Origin of the sequence: Acetoanaerobium noterae (genome assembly GCF_900168025.1) — a bacterium.
In the GTDB taxonomy this organism is placed as follows: Bacteria; Bacillota; Clostridia; order Peptostreptococcales; family Filifactoraceae; genus Acetoanaerobium; species Acetoanaerobium noterae.
Genome location: NZ_FUYN01000010.1, coordinates 1 through 13,973 on the forward strand (window position 1 = coordinate 1; position 13,973 = coordinate 13,973).

General features: G+C 35.2%; 14 protein-coding genes and 1 riboswitch. Of the genes, 1 reads left to right on the forward strand and 13 read right to left on the reverse strand.

Translation table 11 applies throughout. The features are described 5' to 3' along the window. Positions 1–211: 211 nt before the first annotated feature. The 11 genes from csrA to B5X47_RS12935 all read right to left on the reverse strand — a co-directional run bounded on the left by csrA (position 212) and on the right by B5X47_RS12935 (position 11,801). Positions 212–445 (reverse strand): carbon storage regulator CsrA, encoded by a 234-nt coding sequence (csrA, locus tag B5X47_RS12885; RefSeq protein WP_079590648.1) that lies wholly within the window; start codon positions 443–445, stop codon positions 212–214. Between the two features lie 2 nt (positions 446–447). Next, positions 448–873: a flagellar assembly protein FliW gene (gene fliW, locus B5X47_RS12890; RefSeq protein ID WP_079590650.1), complete on the reverse strand. Its 426-nt coding sequence runs from the start codon at positions 871–873 to the stop codon at positions 448–450. Positions 874–981: 108 nt separating this feature from the next. Beyond that, on the reverse strand, positions 982–1,920 hold the full coding sequence (gene flgL, locus B5X47_RS12895) for a flagellar hook-associated protein FlgL (protein WP_079590652.1): 939 nt from the start codon (positions 1,918–1,920) through the stop codon (positions 982–984). Positions 1,921–1,943: 23 nt separating this feature from the next. Then, complete coding sequence (gene flgK, locus B5X47_RS12900; RefSeq protein WP_079590654.1) at positions 1,944–3,491, reverse strand: flagellar hook-associated protein FlgK; 1,548 nt, start codon at positions 3,489–3,491, stop codon at positions 1,944–1,946. Between the two features lie 254 nt (positions 3,492–3,745). After that, positions 3,746–4,240, reverse strand: a complete 495-nt coding sequence (locus B5X47_RS12905; protein ID WP_079590656.1) for a flagellar protein FlgN — start codon at positions 4,238–4,240, stop codon at positions 3,746–3,748. Between the two features lie 7 nt (positions 4,241–4,247). Beyond that, entirely contained in the window at positions 4,248–4,541 is a 294-nt protein-coding gene (gene flgM, locus B5X47_RS12910) for a flagellar biosynthesis anti-sigma factor FlgM (protein ID WP_079590658.1), read from the reverse strand. A gap of 113 nt (positions 4,542–4,654) precedes the next feature. After that, positions 4,655–5,077, reverse strand: a complete 423-nt coding sequence (locus B5X47_RS12915; protein ID WP_079590660.1) for a flagellar protein — start codon at positions 5,075–5,077, stop codon at positions 4,655–4,657. 105 nt (positions 5,078–5,182) lie between these two features. Next, a complete protein-coding gene (locus B5X47_RS12920; protein ID WP_079590662.1) occupies positions 5,183–5,878 on the reverse strand; it encodes a ComF family protein in 696 nt (231 codons plus the stop codon). Next, complete coding sequence (gene recD2, locus B5X47_RS12925) at positions 5,856–8,099, reverse strand: SF1B family DNA helicase RecD2 (RefSeq protein ID WP_079590664.1); 2,244 nt, start codon at positions 8,097–8,099, stop codon at positions 5,856–5,858. Before recD2 ends, B5X47_RS12920 begins: the two co-directional genes overlap by 23 nt. Positions 8,100–8,262: 163 nt before the next feature. Next, positions 8,263–9,447, reverse strand: a complete 1,185-nt coding sequence (gene metK / locus B5X47_RS12930) for a methionine adenosyltransferase (RefSeq protein WP_079590666.1) — start codon at positions 9,445–9,447, stop codon at positions 8,263–8,265. A gap of 148 nt (positions 9,448–9,595) precedes the next feature. Continuing rightward, positions 9,596–9,701: riboswitch (SAM riboswitch) on the reverse strand. Between the two features lie 105 nt (positions 9,702–9,806). Then, on the reverse strand, positions 9,807–11,801 hold the full coding sequence (locus B5X47_RS12935) for a phosphodiester glycosidase family protein (protein WP_079590668.1): 1,995 nt from the start codon (positions 11,799–11,801) through the stop codon (positions 9,807–9,809). Between the two features lie 233 nt (positions 11,802–12,034). On the opposite strand from B5X47_RS12935, the gene B5X47_RS12940 reads away from it, so the two are divergent. Further along, on the forward strand, positions 12,035–12,499 hold the full coding sequence (locus B5X47_RS12940; RefSeq protein WP_079590670.1) for a COG2426 family protein: 465 nt from the start codon (positions 12,035–12,037) through the stop codon (positions 12,497–12,499). Here the strand turns inward: B5X47_RS12940 and B5X47_RS12945 are convergent. Further along, positions 12,496–13,425 carry an AEC family transporter gene (locus B5X47_RS12945; protein WP_013362567.1) on the reverse strand — a complete coding sequence of 310 codons (930 nt, stop codon included), beginning with the start codon at positions 13,423–13,425 and terminating at the stop codon, positions 12,496–12,498. The two genes, B5X47_RS12940 and B5X47_RS12945, sit on opposite strands and share 4 nt — an antisense overlap. Positions 13,426–13,664: 239 nt before the next feature. Continuing rightward, positions 13,665–13,967 carry a rod-binding protein gene (locus B5X47_RS12950; RefSeq protein ID WP_079590672.1) on the reverse strand — a complete coding sequence of 101 codons (303 nt, stop codon included), beginning with the start codon at positions 13,965–13,967 and terminating at the stop codon, positions 13,665–13,667. Positions 13,968–13,973 lie beyond the last annotated feature (6 nt).

Here is a 13,973-nt window from a genome sequence, read left to right on the forward strand (position 1 = left end):
CTCTGTGTGAATTCATAGCCATCATATTGTGATTAATTATCATCTTATATTCCTCCTTGAAATTTTGTTAATCGGCATCCATGCCTGATTAAGTTTTATTTGGTAATTGGATTATGTGATATATCTTTCGGCCGTTTAGATTATCACTTACAATACATATATCGAAGTAAATTTTGATTACTTTATAGTTTTTCTAAAAAATTATAAATTTTTATTTTTTATTTTTTAGTATTTTTGTAAGTGCTGATTTATCAATGTTTTTGCTCAGAGATGCAGTTTTATTTTCTGATTTTGTTTCTTCTAGTACTTCTTTTCTTATTATGCTTACTTCCTTAGGGGCATCTATTCCTATCTTTATTCTGCCTTCTTCTACTTCTATTATTTTTATCTCAATATTGTCTGCTACTATTATACTTTCTCCTGCTTTTCTTTTTAGTACTAGCATCTTTACACCCCCGCCTTATCATAAAATTCATACCTTATGGGATAGGAGTCATCAAGAATTATTTGCATAGCTTTTTTTAGTTTCGCATTTATAACTATTGGAGCTTGTAGATTAGTTCTTATTTTAGTTATGTCTTCTGGAATTATTACTACAGTTCTAATCATCACATCTTCTTTATCGATTATATCTAACTGCTTCATTATTTTTTCTGGAAGTTCAAAGCTGTAATTGTTATCCGCTACAAATGGGTCCATAATAGCAAATGAAGTTGTGTCTTCTATGCTCTGAAGCCACTCTATGAATATCTCGCTGTCTTTTATTATTACAAACTTTTTTAGTTCTTCAAATCCAAGCATTCCTTTTTCAAATTCTAATATTTCATTTTCATCTACTTCTAGTTCTCCAAAATAGTTTGTATTTATTTTCACTATTTTCACTCCCTTTTGTCCATATAGACGGTTTACTTAATTCGATTATAATATAAAAATTAAAAAAAGAGCTACATTTTTGAAAATATAGCTCTGATTAGTTACCTATTATCTTAAGAAATCTACAAGTGTAGGCTGAATGATTCTAGCTGTAACTGACAAAGACGCTTTATAAACAGCTTCAGCTGTAATTAATTGAATCTGAGTTTCTGCTACATCTGTATCCTTAGTCTTTGAAAGTAATTCCTTAAGGTTGATTCCTACATCTGTAATTCTTTCACTCATTATATCTATCATGTTAACTTTTGCACCTACTTCTCCTCTTACCTGAAGAAGTGTTTTTAGTTGATTGTCCATATCTTCTAAGGACGATGAAGCTGCTTCGTTATCTCCAGCGTCTAAAGCTGCTAAAAGCTTATCTATGTCTGCAAATAATTTTGGCATATCTGGGTTCCCATCAGCATTTGTATCAACTTCCGCTCCAAAAATACGCTCTCCTGTTATGTTTACGCTTAGGGTTTGTGAATCTCCAACTTTATATTCTATTAACTCAGATGGCAATCCAGTAGCGCTTAAATCTATTGCAGGGGTATTATAGCTTCCGTTTTCATTTAGCAATTTCTTATCAGTTTTAAATCCAGTAAAAATCTGTCTTCCCATATATGTGTCATTTCCTACTTGAATCAGATGATTTTTAAGTTCCTTTATTTCTTCAGCTACTTTTTGAGTATCTTCTTGCTTTAATATTCCATTTGCGCCTTGAACTGCAAGTTCCCTTATTCTCTGATAAACTGAAGTTATTTCATTCATAGTAGTTTCAGTTTTTTCAAGCCATGACTTTGCAGCTTGAATATTTTCTTTATATTCAAGGCTCATATTTATGTCCGATTCCAATCTAAGAGTTCTAGCTACTCTTATAGGGTCATCTGATGGTCTGTGAAGGTTTGTTAAAGATGATAAATCATGATTCCACTTACTCATTTTACTTAGGTTAGTATTTTGATCTCGCATAGTTCTCATAATCATCATCGAGTTTGTTATTCTCATATCTCACCTCTTATTTTTTTAGGTTATAAGCCTACTCTACCCATTCTATTTATTATTACATCTATCATCTCATCTACTGTTGTTATCATACGAGCAGCTGCATTATATGCATGCTGAAATTTAATCATGTTTGACATTTCTTCATCTTGGCTTACTCCGGAAACAGATAGTCTAAACGAATCTACTTCTTCTGTTAAGTATTGTTGATTATTAAACATACGCTTTGCTTCTTGAGCATCGACACCTAGAGAAGCTATCATAGTTTTTAATACATCCTCTGGTGTACCTTCTCCTAAAACCACTGTTGAGGTAGGAGGATTCCCATAAACCATTTCTATTTTAAAATCTTTTTTGTTCCTTATATTAAGCATTTCAAGAGCATTTTTGTTATTATCTGGAGATCCATCTCCAAGTCCAAGTGCCAATTTTGTTGGATCATCTAGTAAAACTTGATTAACTTTAATCTGAGATGCACTTATGAATCCAGTACCATCTCCTTTAAATAAATCTTCACCTGACACTCCTGCTCCATTTAAGGCAAACCCATTTTTATGGATATTGTTAATTTCTGTTGCAAAAGCATTGGAAAACTCACTTAAAAATCTAATGTAATAAGCAGTTCCTTTTGTCTCATCTTTAAATCCGTCTCTTTGTTGTAGCTGTCCACCTATGGTTCCTCCGAGCTTATTTTGATTAAGCGAAGAGCCTGAAGCCCATTTTATATTGCTTACTTTTATATTTTTTAAGTCTTCTCTTTGAGGGTCCATAAGCTGACCGTCTGTATACATAGGATGGTCCTGCTTAGGAACTAATTCTAAAACATTAGTATCAACGTGATTAACTAGTGGAGTCCCCTGAATTAATATAGTAAGAGTGGAAGATTTCCCCTCATTTATTGGAACATTTTTAACTTCTAAATCTACTAATTTCGATAAATCATCTATAAGTAAATTTCTAGCATCTCTTAAATCATTAGCTCTACTTCCATCTAGCTCTGACTCAAGGATTTGTCTATTTAGCTTTGCAATCTGCGTAGCCATAGAATTTATCGCTCTTACAGAAGCTTCTACTTCTTCATTTGAATCTACAACCATTTTTTCAAATCTTGAATACATATCATTGAAATTCTGAGCTAATCCAATAGCCTTTTGCAAGAATACAGATCTATTCGTAGGGTTTGATGGGTCTTTTGTAAGGGAATTTATTCCTTCAAAAAAACCATCCATTATTTTTCTTATTCCTGTGTCACTAGGTTCATTGAATATAGATTCCACTTGAGTAAGAGAATTATACTTTTCCTCCCACTCTCCTAATGTATTTACCTCTTGTCTATATTTAATATCAAGCATCTCATCTCTTACCTGAGAGATAAATTGCATTTTTACTCCTAATCCTAGCTGTCCTTGACCTCCTTGAATATCCATAGGATTTTGAGCGGACTGGTTTAGCCTTTGTCGTGTATATCCTCTAGTATTTGTATTTGCTATATTATGTCCTGTTATATCTAGGGCTCTTTGCGCTGCAAAAAGTCCCGAGCTTGCTATACTAAGTCCTGCAAATGTAGATCTCATAATCTCACCTCATATATTTTAAGCATATTTTTTGCTTTGATTTCGTAAACACAATATATGTATCGGATTCATCCTATAATTATTTAATAGGTATATTTCTCTATAAATAGTTTTAGAATGAGTAAAATAAAGCTTATTAATAAGTATAGCTTCTGATAATTATAAATTTCTAGAAGTTTATATTTTGGCAATAAAAAAACGGAGATTTCTCTCCGTCATGGAAAATCAAAAGCATTTTAGGAGTCCTTCCTAAATTAAAATTTATCTTCAAATAGCTTTTTATCTAATCTCTGAGCTTCAGATGCATAATTTCCCTTACTTTTTTTATATGTGGTCGGTGAATCATCTGATAATAGAACATTTTTAGTAAATTCTATTTGATCTAGTACAAATCCTATTATTTTATCATTTAAATTGTTAATAAGCTCAAGCTCTTCAAGAACAGCTTTTAACTGTTCTCCTGTCATCTGAATTTCTCTAGATAGCTCAGGAGCGTCCTTTAATGACATTTCAACTAGGTTTTCAAGTTTATCTTTTCCCCAGTTAAGCTTTGCTACGAGCTTACCTCGTTTTTTTTCAGCATCAATTACTGATCTAACTAGTCTTTCTTCTTGCTGAGAAATCGCCATAAGTCTGGATGTGTCGTTGTCTTTAAGTATTTGAGTTTTTTCTTTTGCAAGATTTAAAAGCTCAATATTTAGCTGTAGTTGTACTTGTAATGTCTCTAGTATTTCTTGATAGGTAGTCATATTATCATTATCCTATTTCGTTTGTGCTTATTGCACTATAGATAGATTTTGCAAGCTTTGTCTTATCTATAGTGTAGGTTCCATTTTCAATGCTTTGCTTTATAGCAGATACTTTATCTGCTCTCACATCTGGAATTTGCTTTAGTTTTTCAATGGCTAGCTGGTAGTCTTTCCCTTGATTGGATATCTGTATATCGAATCCGGGACTGCCAACTTCCCCAGACTTTTGGGTCTTACCTACTTTGTTTTTACCATATGCCTGGTATACGTTTTGCACGACTGTGCTGCTGTATATCTTCATTGTCAGCCCTCCTTATTTTAATTTGTATGCCTTAACAATATATATATCGTAAGAATTAACAAAGTCTTAATAGGAGTTTTAGTTAAAGTTTCTTTACAATTACTCTAATTCTATTAATGTCTTTGCTTTATATGGAAGCTTCCTCCCTTTTTCTTATCTAGTGACTTATCAGGGGCTTTTTCTTCAGGTCTTAAAGTTTTTGCTGCTCCCATCAAATCTTTCGCAAGCTCATTTTTACAATCATCGCAAACCCTACCAGATTTTATACTGACTCCGCAACGCTCGCAAGAAAGAAGTCCATTACTATCATCTATTATTTCTATTCTTTCATCTTTTAAGAGCTTTAATATTACCCTTTCAGATACACCTGTTTCTTCAGATACTTCTCTTACGTCTGCTCCAGGATTGTCATATAGATAGTCTCTTACTTTTTTGAAGTCGCTTTCAATGTTTTCAGCTGAGCATTTTGTACATAGGGACTCTGAGGCCAGAGCTCCAAATTTTCTCCCACATTTTTCACAATTTTTAAGTTCCATATTTATCTTCCTTTCAGATTCACGATTTTTATTTTATTAATTTCAAGACTATATTTGATTCAGATTCTAAATATCAGAATCACTAGATTCAAAATATATTCTTTTCTATTTTTTAGCAGTTGCTAATACTAATAGGTAAATCTTACACTCAGGATAAGTCTCTTTTAGAGTCCTTGCTACTTCCACTGCTGTAGTTCCTGTAGTTAAGATATCGTCAATTAGTAAAATACTTTTATAGTCTAAGTTTAACGTTTTCTCATCGATTTGAAAAGCACCATTTATTTCCAAAAATCTCTCAAGTGGATTTAAGCTTGCTAGAGGCTTTGTTTCCTTTATTTTTATAAGAGGCTTGATGTATGGTAGATGTAGTTTTTTTGAAAGCTGACTAGCAAGAAGCTCAGTATGATTATAGCCTCTTTTTTGAATTCTTCTCTTTGTGGAGGGTATAGTAGTTATGTAGCCCATCTCTAGCTTTAGAGATTTATATTTGTCCTTAAGAATATCTGAAAATTCATTAGCTATATAGGTTTTACTGCTGTATTTAAAACCGTGAATCATTGTCTCCATTACACCTTCATATACTGTACATGCATAGGTTCTATCTATAGGTGACTTCAGCTTTGTCTCTTCTTCGCAAGCTTCACAAAAATCCTCATCACAGGAGGCTCCACATGACATACAGTTTATATCTAAAAAATCTATTTTATGAAAACACGCCTTGCAAAGCGAGTATATGTTTGTCTTTGGAATTATGCTGTTACACCCGATGCATTTTATATTAGAAGGGTACAGTAGCTCCATTATTCTCCTCCAGTAGCATACCTGTTTCTTTATAAATTTTTAGCTTATCAGATAGCGCTGTGTTTCTTTTTTCCTCGTAGACATTGGATATCATAGCCTTTAGGTATTTTGAGTCCCCTACTAGTATTGCTAGTTTTTTTGCTCTTGTAAGTGCTGTGTAGAGAATTTTCCTGCTCATGAGCATAGGAGGAAAAGCTGATATCGGCATGACTACGCAATCAAACTCAGAGCCTTGGCTTTTATGAACAGTAGTGGCAAATGCATGCTCTATCTGGTCTAGCTCTGTAAAGTCATATTCCGCTCTTTTCCCATCGTCAAACTGAATATAGAGTTTTTTTTCACTAGGCTCTATGAAGTCTATATATCCTAAATCCCCATTAAATATCCCTTCTCCAGAAATATTTTCATCTAAGTTTTCCCAGGTTTTTTCATAGTTATTTTTTATATGCATTACCCTATCGCCAGTTCTAAAGGTTCTATTTCCCGCTTTATGCTCTCTTTTTCCTTGCCTTGCTGGATTGAGTGCTTCTTGTAGTAGCAGGTTTAGATTAAGTACTCCAGCTTCTGATTTTCTCATAGGTGAGAGTACCTGAATATTATTTGATGAAAGCTTATAGTACTTTGGCAGTCTATCTGAAACTAGCTCTACTATTAGCTCTGCTATCTGAGATGGAGTTTTTTTTGCCATAAAAAAGAAGTCTGTATTTTTTTGGTCTGTTATCGGAAGCTCCCCTTTATTTATTTTGTGGGCATTGACTATTATCATACTTTGCTTTGCCTGTCTGAATACTTCTGTAAGCTCTATACTAGGTATGGTGTTACTCTCTAGCATATCCTGAAGGACTCTTCCAGCTCCTACTGATGGAAGCTGGTCTTTATCTCCTACAAATATAACCGCAGTGTCCTCTGATACAGCAAGAAGCAAGCTATCTAGGAGCATTACATCCATCATAGAAACCTCATCTACTATTATTACATCAGCAGCTATAGGGTCGTCTTCGTCTTTTTGAAATATAAGACCATCTGCTTCCTCACTATATACTGCCTCTAGTAGTCTATGAATCGTAGAGGCTGGTCTTAAGGTTGCTTCAGACATACGCTTTGCTGCTCTTCCTGTAGGTGCGCAGAGGATAATTTTTTTCTTCATCTGTTCAAAGCTTTTGATTATAAAGCTAAGAGTAGTCGTTTTTCCAGTTCCTGGACCTCCAGTTAATATCATCATTTTGTTTTCAAGTGCCATAGTCACAGCTTTTTTTTGTAGCTCTGACAGCTTCATATCTTCTTCTAGCTCTAATTGCTCTATGGTTTTTTCTTGATTCCCAAGCTCGTTCATATATGCTAGCTTTATTAGGTTGCTAGCTGCTCTTGTCTCTGCTAGGTTATATGAATCCAAGTAGACTCTTTGCTCTGTATCCACTTCTTCTATAGTTATTCCTCCATTTATAGCCATCTGACTCACGCAAGATAGAATTTCTTCTTCATCTATTAATAGAAGTTCCTTGGCTTTTGATACTAATTGAGGGGCTAGCATATAGGTATGTCCACTATATGCGGCTTCTTGAAGCAGGTATTTAATGCCTTCTTCTATTCTTTCTAAAGAATCAAGTCCAGAATTTAATTTTTTTGCTATTTCATCAGCTTTTTTAAACCCTATGCCTTTTACATCCTTACATAGACCGTAGGGATTGTTCATGACAATATCTATAGATTTATCTGCATATTTTTTATAGATTTTCATGCAGTAGGCTGGACTTATTCCATATGGCGAAAATGCTGTTATTATAGATTTTAGCTGTCTGCCTTCCATATGAGAGCTTATCATTTTATCGAGTTTCTTTCTGCCTATGCCTTCTATTTCTAAGTATCTATTAGGATTAGTTTCTAGGATTTCTATAGCTTTTATCCCGAATTTATCTGTGATTTTATGTGCCATTTTAAGACCTATGCCTTCTATCGTTCCAGATGCTAGGTAAGCTATGATTCCATCTAGCGAATCTATAGCCATATGAGTAAAGCTCATAACGCCAAACTGTCTGCCATATATATCGTGAGTCTTCCACTCTCCACTGACCTTTATATTGTCGAGCTCTCTGACAGATGGCATACAGCCTACCACTGTAACTTCTCCTAGCTCATCGCTGATTAGGTTTGCTATAGTGTAGCCATTTTCATCGTTTTGAAATATTATATCTGAAATTTTTCCTTTTAATTCTATAGGCATAAGCATACACTCCAAATGTATTTTGAATATGATTTATTATAACATACGATATGAAAAAAGGATTAGTATCCAGATTTCCCTGAGTACTAATCCTTTGTTTTTATAAGCTTTTGAGTTCCATAAACAACTTATTATCGTTTAAATTACTGAATTTATTATATCTTTATAGTCCCGCGTCTTTTTTAATGTCGTCTACTTTGTTTAGCTCTTCCCAAGGAAGGCTTACATCTGTTCTTCCAAAGTGTCCGTAAGCTGCTGTTTGCTTAAATATCGGTCTTCTAAGTCCTAGGTCTCTAATTATAGCTCCTGGGCGAAGATCAAAGTTTTTAGAAATGATTTCAGAAATCTTCTCATCAGCTATAATGCCTGTTCCAAATGTATCAACTAGTACTGATACAGGCTCAGCTACACCGATTGCATAAGCTAACTGAATCTCGCATTTCTTAGCAAGTCCTGCTGCTACTACGTTTTTCGCAACCCATCTAGCTGCGTATGCTGCAGAGCGGTCTACCTTTGTAGAGTCTTTACCTGAGAAAGCTCCTCCACCGTGTCTAGCGTATCCGCCGTAAGTATCTACGATGATTTTTCTTCCTGTAAGTCCTGAATCTCCTTGAGGTCCTCCGATTACGAATCTTCCTGTAGGGTTGATAAGGTACTTAGTGTTTTCATCAAGTAACTTGCTATCTACTATTGGCTTAATTACGTTTTCGATTAAGTCTTTTTCGATTTGCTCTCTAGTTACTTCTGGGTTGTGCTGAGTAGAGATTACTATAGTGTCTATTCTTACTGGTTTGTCATCTTCATACTCTACTGTTACTTGAGTTTTTCCATCTGGTCTTAAGTAATCAAGAGTCTTGTCTTTTCTTACATCTGAAAGTCTTTTAGCTAGCTTGTGAGCTAGTGAAATAGGAAGTGGCATGAACTCTGGAGTCTCGTCACAAGCAAACCCAAACATCATACCTTGGTCTCCAGCTCCTACTGCTTCTACTTCATCTTTCATAGTTCCTTCTTTGTGCTCTAGGGCTTCGTCTACACCCATAGCGATGTCTGCACTTTGCTCGTCTATAGCATTGATTACTGCGCATGTTTCGCAGTCAAATCCATATTTTGCTCTATCGTATCCGATTTCCTTAACTGTCTCTCTTACTACTTTTTGGATATCTACGTATGCGTTTGTAGTTATTTCTCCAATTACCATAACAAGACCTGTAGTAACTGCTGTCTCACACGCCACACGTGAGTTAGGGTCTTGAACTAATAGGGCGTCTAGGATTGAATCTGAAATTTGGTCACAGATTTTATCTGGATGGCCCTCAGTAACAGATTCTGATGTAAATAATCTTCTCATTTAATAAATCCTCCTCATCTCTAGCATTAAATGCTGTAAACCGTATCACTTGTATATGCCAAGGTGGCACATCGTACATAATGTAGACTTTTTTGCATTAAAAAGCCTCTTCATACACATACGCAGAAGAGGCTTAACTACTAAAGTTACCTCATCTGCCAAGAATATATCTCGCAGGAATTGGCACCATCTCACATTGCTGTGCTGGTTGCCGGGTTTCACAGGGCCAGTCCCTCCACCTCTCTTGATAAGGTTCAAGAATTTATTCATTTATTGTGCAACGGATTTTATTTTATATTAGCGAAAACCATATGTCAATATGTTTTTGAAAAATATTTTTTACTATTTTTGTATCAGTTTTATGGAGTAAGCACAGGCTTGAATCCATATACCAATTTTCCATCTGCTTCAGCAAACTGAAGGTATTTTATATCTTGATATATATTAGATTTTGGCATAGATGCATAGTCTACTACACTGATATAGCTTACGTTTCCATCTACTCTAGAGGAAAAACTCTTTCCTGAATATACAACATATACATTCTTAGTCTTTGCTTCTTTTTGAATGATTTTGTCAAATGCATTTTGGTCTATGCTATCTGCTGACTTGTCACTGCCTTGAAGCACTATAACTACATTCCCAGCACTCTTTGACATTAGTCCTTTTAAATAGTCCCATTGACCTTTTACCTTGTATACTCCGCCATTTCTGTTGTCTACGCTAATAAATGTTGTGTTTCCAGCGGTTTTATATTTATATGCCCCATTAAAGGCTTCCTTTGGGGCTGACACCGCTCCTAAAAATGCGTTATCCGCAGCACCTAGAGTCATTACAGCTTGGTTTGCGCTAGCTGAGCTAGCAAGCTTTGCCTTAAATGCCTGATCTATTATGCTCTCTCCACCTGACATGCTTCCAAATACTGCTGCTGTTCCTGAAGCGGGAAGAGTCTGAACCATTTTTGAATCAGGTGCATTTTTCTTAAGTATTTCTACAGGAATTTTTCCAGTAACTCCTCCATATGAAGCTACTATATTTCCACTTCCTGATGAAGTAGGAGTGAAATATCTACCATCAAAGTTTCCTGATATGCCTTCTCCAAAAACCTGAAAGCTAGGAGTAGTTATATCTATAGGATTTTTGGAAGCATCAAAAGCTCTTATAGCAAGCTCTACCTTGTCTCCTTGGAAGATAGTTTCATTTAGCACAGAAATTTCAATCTGAGAAATACTACCTTTTGGCGCAGTATTTTTTATAGTAAGCCCATTAACAAGTGACCTTTCTGCAGATGCCATAGTATTTTGAATTTTCCCGTCTGCCATCAGCTGTGTGGACCCTCCTCCATCTAGCATCATAGCATCCTTTGCACCTAGTGCTTTCATATACGCTTGCATATCTTTTTCATCCATTCCTATAAACGGAGATTTTCTGCCGTCTACAGTTACTATGAGCATTTTTTTATCTGCTGTGATTCCTAGAGCTGTTCTTTGGCTTTTTCCACTTACACTCTGGGTTATGGATGTCTCTGCTCCATTTTTAAGAAGCATCGTTCCCCCACCTATTGCAGTTTTTATATTGTTGTAATTTAAGTTTATATCTGTTTTTAGCTTGACCTTTTCTCCTGGAGTAAACGCACCTTGAAGCACGAAGCTATTTGCTCCAGCTGCCAGTATCACGTAGCCATTTTCAGGAATTGCCACACTAGGCTGACCATATCTTACCTCTCTTACGATGTCGTTTTCTACTACTATCTCTGTAAGGTCAAAATAAGTTTTGTTAGCACCTGGGCTGTTAGGAGTGTATTCTTTAGTGTATATTACTATGTTTCCATAGTCTTTACTCGGTTTATTTATTGCTGAGATATCTACATTTATACCTCTTGAGCTATTTTCTACCTGAACATTTGAATATAGGTAGGCAAGAAGTGCATTGCCTGTAGAGTCAACTAGCAAGGAAGCGTATTTATTAAGCTCATAATGAGGACTTGAAAGCTGCTTCCCATCCTTTACTATAGGCCCTATAGAAAATGCTGGGGTAGACATCGAGAAAAAATCACCGTTCACCGCCGCAACTACGCCTTGCTCCTGATTTACCATGTTGCTAAGTGTTGTTCTGTTTATAAAGCCACTTTTATTAAATAAGACATCCAGCTTTACAGATGGATTGTTTAAGTCTACTTCAAGTATATTTACGTTCTGGACTCCCCACTCGTAAAAGCTAGATACCTTTTTTAGATTTACCCCTTGACTTAGTGGAATCTGATATCTGGATTCATCTATTACATTTGCAAAGGATACTGCTGGAGTTAATCCCATTAGCATCGCTAGCATAAGAGCCGCAAATTGTTTTTTCATGTTTTACATCTCCTTCATAACACAAAAGACATACTCTGATGTCAAAAAATCTGTTAATGGTTTTAGTTATACCTTCTCGCACTATATCTTAAGTCAAAAGCAAAAAAGATACAATTACATAGTGATTACAGTTCTGTTTCAGTTAGCCTTCCTATGATATAATACAGATGTTGTAATATAGCGATACTAAAAACTTGCTCTAAACCTACTAGAGTATATCGGAGGATAAATATATGAATGATTTTTTTGTAAACCTCAGTCACGAGGTCTACGTTTTTTTGCTCGCAGCAGTGCCTCTAATCGAGCTCAGGGGAGCTATTCCACTAGGTATAGGACTTGGAATGAGTCCTTGGGAAGCTTACTGGGTTTCTGTTGCAGGCTCTACACTTCCTGCTCCTTTTCTCATTTTGTTTTTTAGAAAAATTTTAGAATTTATGGAAGAGAAGAACATTTTTAAATGGTTTACTGATTTTTTAAATAACCATATCTACAAAAAATCAAAAAAACTAAAGGCAGCGAATATACTCGGAATTTATGTATTCGTCGCTATTCCACTGCCTTCTACTGGAGCCTACACAGGCTCAGCACTTGCTTCAATTTTAAATATCCGTATGAAGTATGCTCTTCCTGCCATATTTTTTGGAAACATGACAGCAGGCTTTATCATGATGATGCTCTCACACGCTATAATGCTCTAGCCTAAAAACAGAGCTATGAGAGGTATAGTAACTAGAGACATTAAGGTTGTTAAAAATATAAGCTGAGATGCTAGAAGCTCGTCACTTTCATAGCGAGTAGCAAATATAGCTACATTCGCAGCTACTGGCATAGCCGTTATTATTATAGGAATCTTTAAAAAATAACCATCTAGCTTTAATATCGTAAAAAGAACAATCATTATCGCTGGAATTACTGCAACTTTTATAACTGCTGTGAGTAGCAGTTTTTTGTTTGCAAAAATTGCATCTACTCTAGTTCTAGCTAGTGTGCTTCCAACTGCCAGCATGGCAAGAGGAGTGGTAGCTGAGGCTAAATATAACAGCGTACTATCTAGTATCGGAGGAAGTTTAATTGAAAGTATAAACAAAGTAAAGCCTATAGCTACTGCTATTGTTCCTGGATTAAGTAAGGCTGCGAGTCCTTTTTTCTTAGATGCTGAGCTATCAGATGATCTGCTCAGCATATGAACTCCAACTGTCCACATCAAAAGGTCAAAAGGCATATTAAATAATGATGTATAGAATATTCCTTGAGTTCCGTAAAGTCCCTGGGTTATAGGGTACCCCATAAAGCCTACGTTTGGAAATATCATAGCTGTCTGAAATACGTCCTTTTCCTTACCCTTTGCTCTAAGTAGCTTTGCAAATAGATATGAAAGCGAAATCGTACCTGCATAAACAGCTATAGCCATTCCTATCATCTTTAAGCTCTGACCTAGTAGCTCTATAGAAAAATCAAACTGCATAGCTCTTATTATAAGAGCTGGAAGAGTAATATATAAAACTAGAGTACTAATTTCTTTAGCTCCATGCTTTGTTATCATCTGCTGTTTTCCTGCTATATATCCAACTAATATCAGCAAAAACAGCACTAATACTTGAGAAAAAATCGTCCAAAAGTCCATTTTTATCACCGTCACTTTTTATAAATTAGGAACAAAATCAAAATTATCTTTACTACCATGAAAATAATCCTGTTTTTAATTTCAATGCTTGTATACATAAAACAAAACCACTTAGATTATTATCTCATAAAAAAGACAAATCTAAATGGTTTTTTTAGTTGTTATAATTTTCTTTATATTTCTTTTTTTATATTTCTCAATAATTCTTCTTATTTCTTTATAATTCTTAATAATCCTTCTTATTTCTTGTAGGTCTTAGTGTACTGCTCATATATCATTTTGGCTATACCCATAGATTGATTTTTTGACACATCTTCCGCATATCTTTCTAGCATAAAATCCGTCATGATATCCTTACCTGGAGCTTTTTCTTCGTCTTCATTTTCAGGAATAGTGGCTTTCATCTGCTTGAGCATGATTTTTAGAAATTCCGCTTCCATCTCTCCAGCAACCTTTTTAAGCTTTTCCTTTTCCATCTCGCTCATCTGTTCATCCTTGTAGCTTACTGGGATGTTAGTAGGTATAAAAGGCTTAATATCCATAATCTA

Coding starts and splice junctions, on each gene's coding strand:
- B5X47_RS12935 (WP_079590668.1), bottom strand. CDS start 11,801: ATGAAAAAACAATTTGCGGCTCTTATGCTAGCGATGCTAATGGGATTA.
- metK (WP_079590666.1), bottom strand. CDS start 9,447: ATGAGAAGATTATTTACATCAGAATCTGTTACTGAGGGCCATCCAGAT.
- B5X47_RS12920 (WP_079590662.1), bottom strand. CDS start 5,878: ATGGAGCTACTGTACCCTTCTAATATAAAATGCATCGGGTGTAACAGC.
- B5X47_RS12915 (WP_079590660.1), bottom strand. CDS start 5,077: ATGGAACTTAAAAATTGTGAAAAATGTGGGAGAAAATTTGGAGCTCTG.
- csrA (WP_079590648.1), bottom strand. CDS start 445: ATGCTAGTACTAAAAAGAAAAGCAGGAGAAAGTATAATAGTAGCAGAC.
- flgK (WP_079590654.1), bottom strand. CDS start 3,491: ATGAGATCTACATTTGCAGGACTTAGTATAGCAAGCTCGGGACTTTTT.
- B5X47_RS12940 (WP_079590670.1), top strand. CDS start 12,035: ATGAATGATTTTTTTGTAAACCTCAGTCACGAGGTCTACGTTTTTTTG.
- B5X47_RS12905 (WP_079590656.1), bottom strand. CDS start 4,240: ATGACTACCTATCAAGAAATACTAGAGACATTACAAGTACAACTACAG.
- B5X47_RS12950 (WP_079590672.1), bottom strand. CDS start 13,967: ATGGATATTAAGCCTTTTATACCTACTAACATCCCAGTAAGCTACAAG.
- B5X47_RS12945 (WP_013362567.1), bottom strand. CDS start 13,425: ATGGACTTTTGGACGATTTTTTCTCAAGTATTAGTGCTGTTTTTGCTG.
- flgM (WP_079590658.1), bottom strand. CDS start 4,541: ATGAAGATATACAGCAGCACAGTCGTGCAAAACGTATACCAGGCATAT.
- recD2 (WP_079590664.1), bottom strand. CDS start 8,099: ATGCCTATAGAATTAAAAGGAAAAATTTCAGATATAATATTTCAAAAC.
- flgL (WP_079590652.1), bottom strand. CDS start 1,920: ATGAGAATAACAAACTCGATGATGATTATGAGAACTATGCGAGATCAA.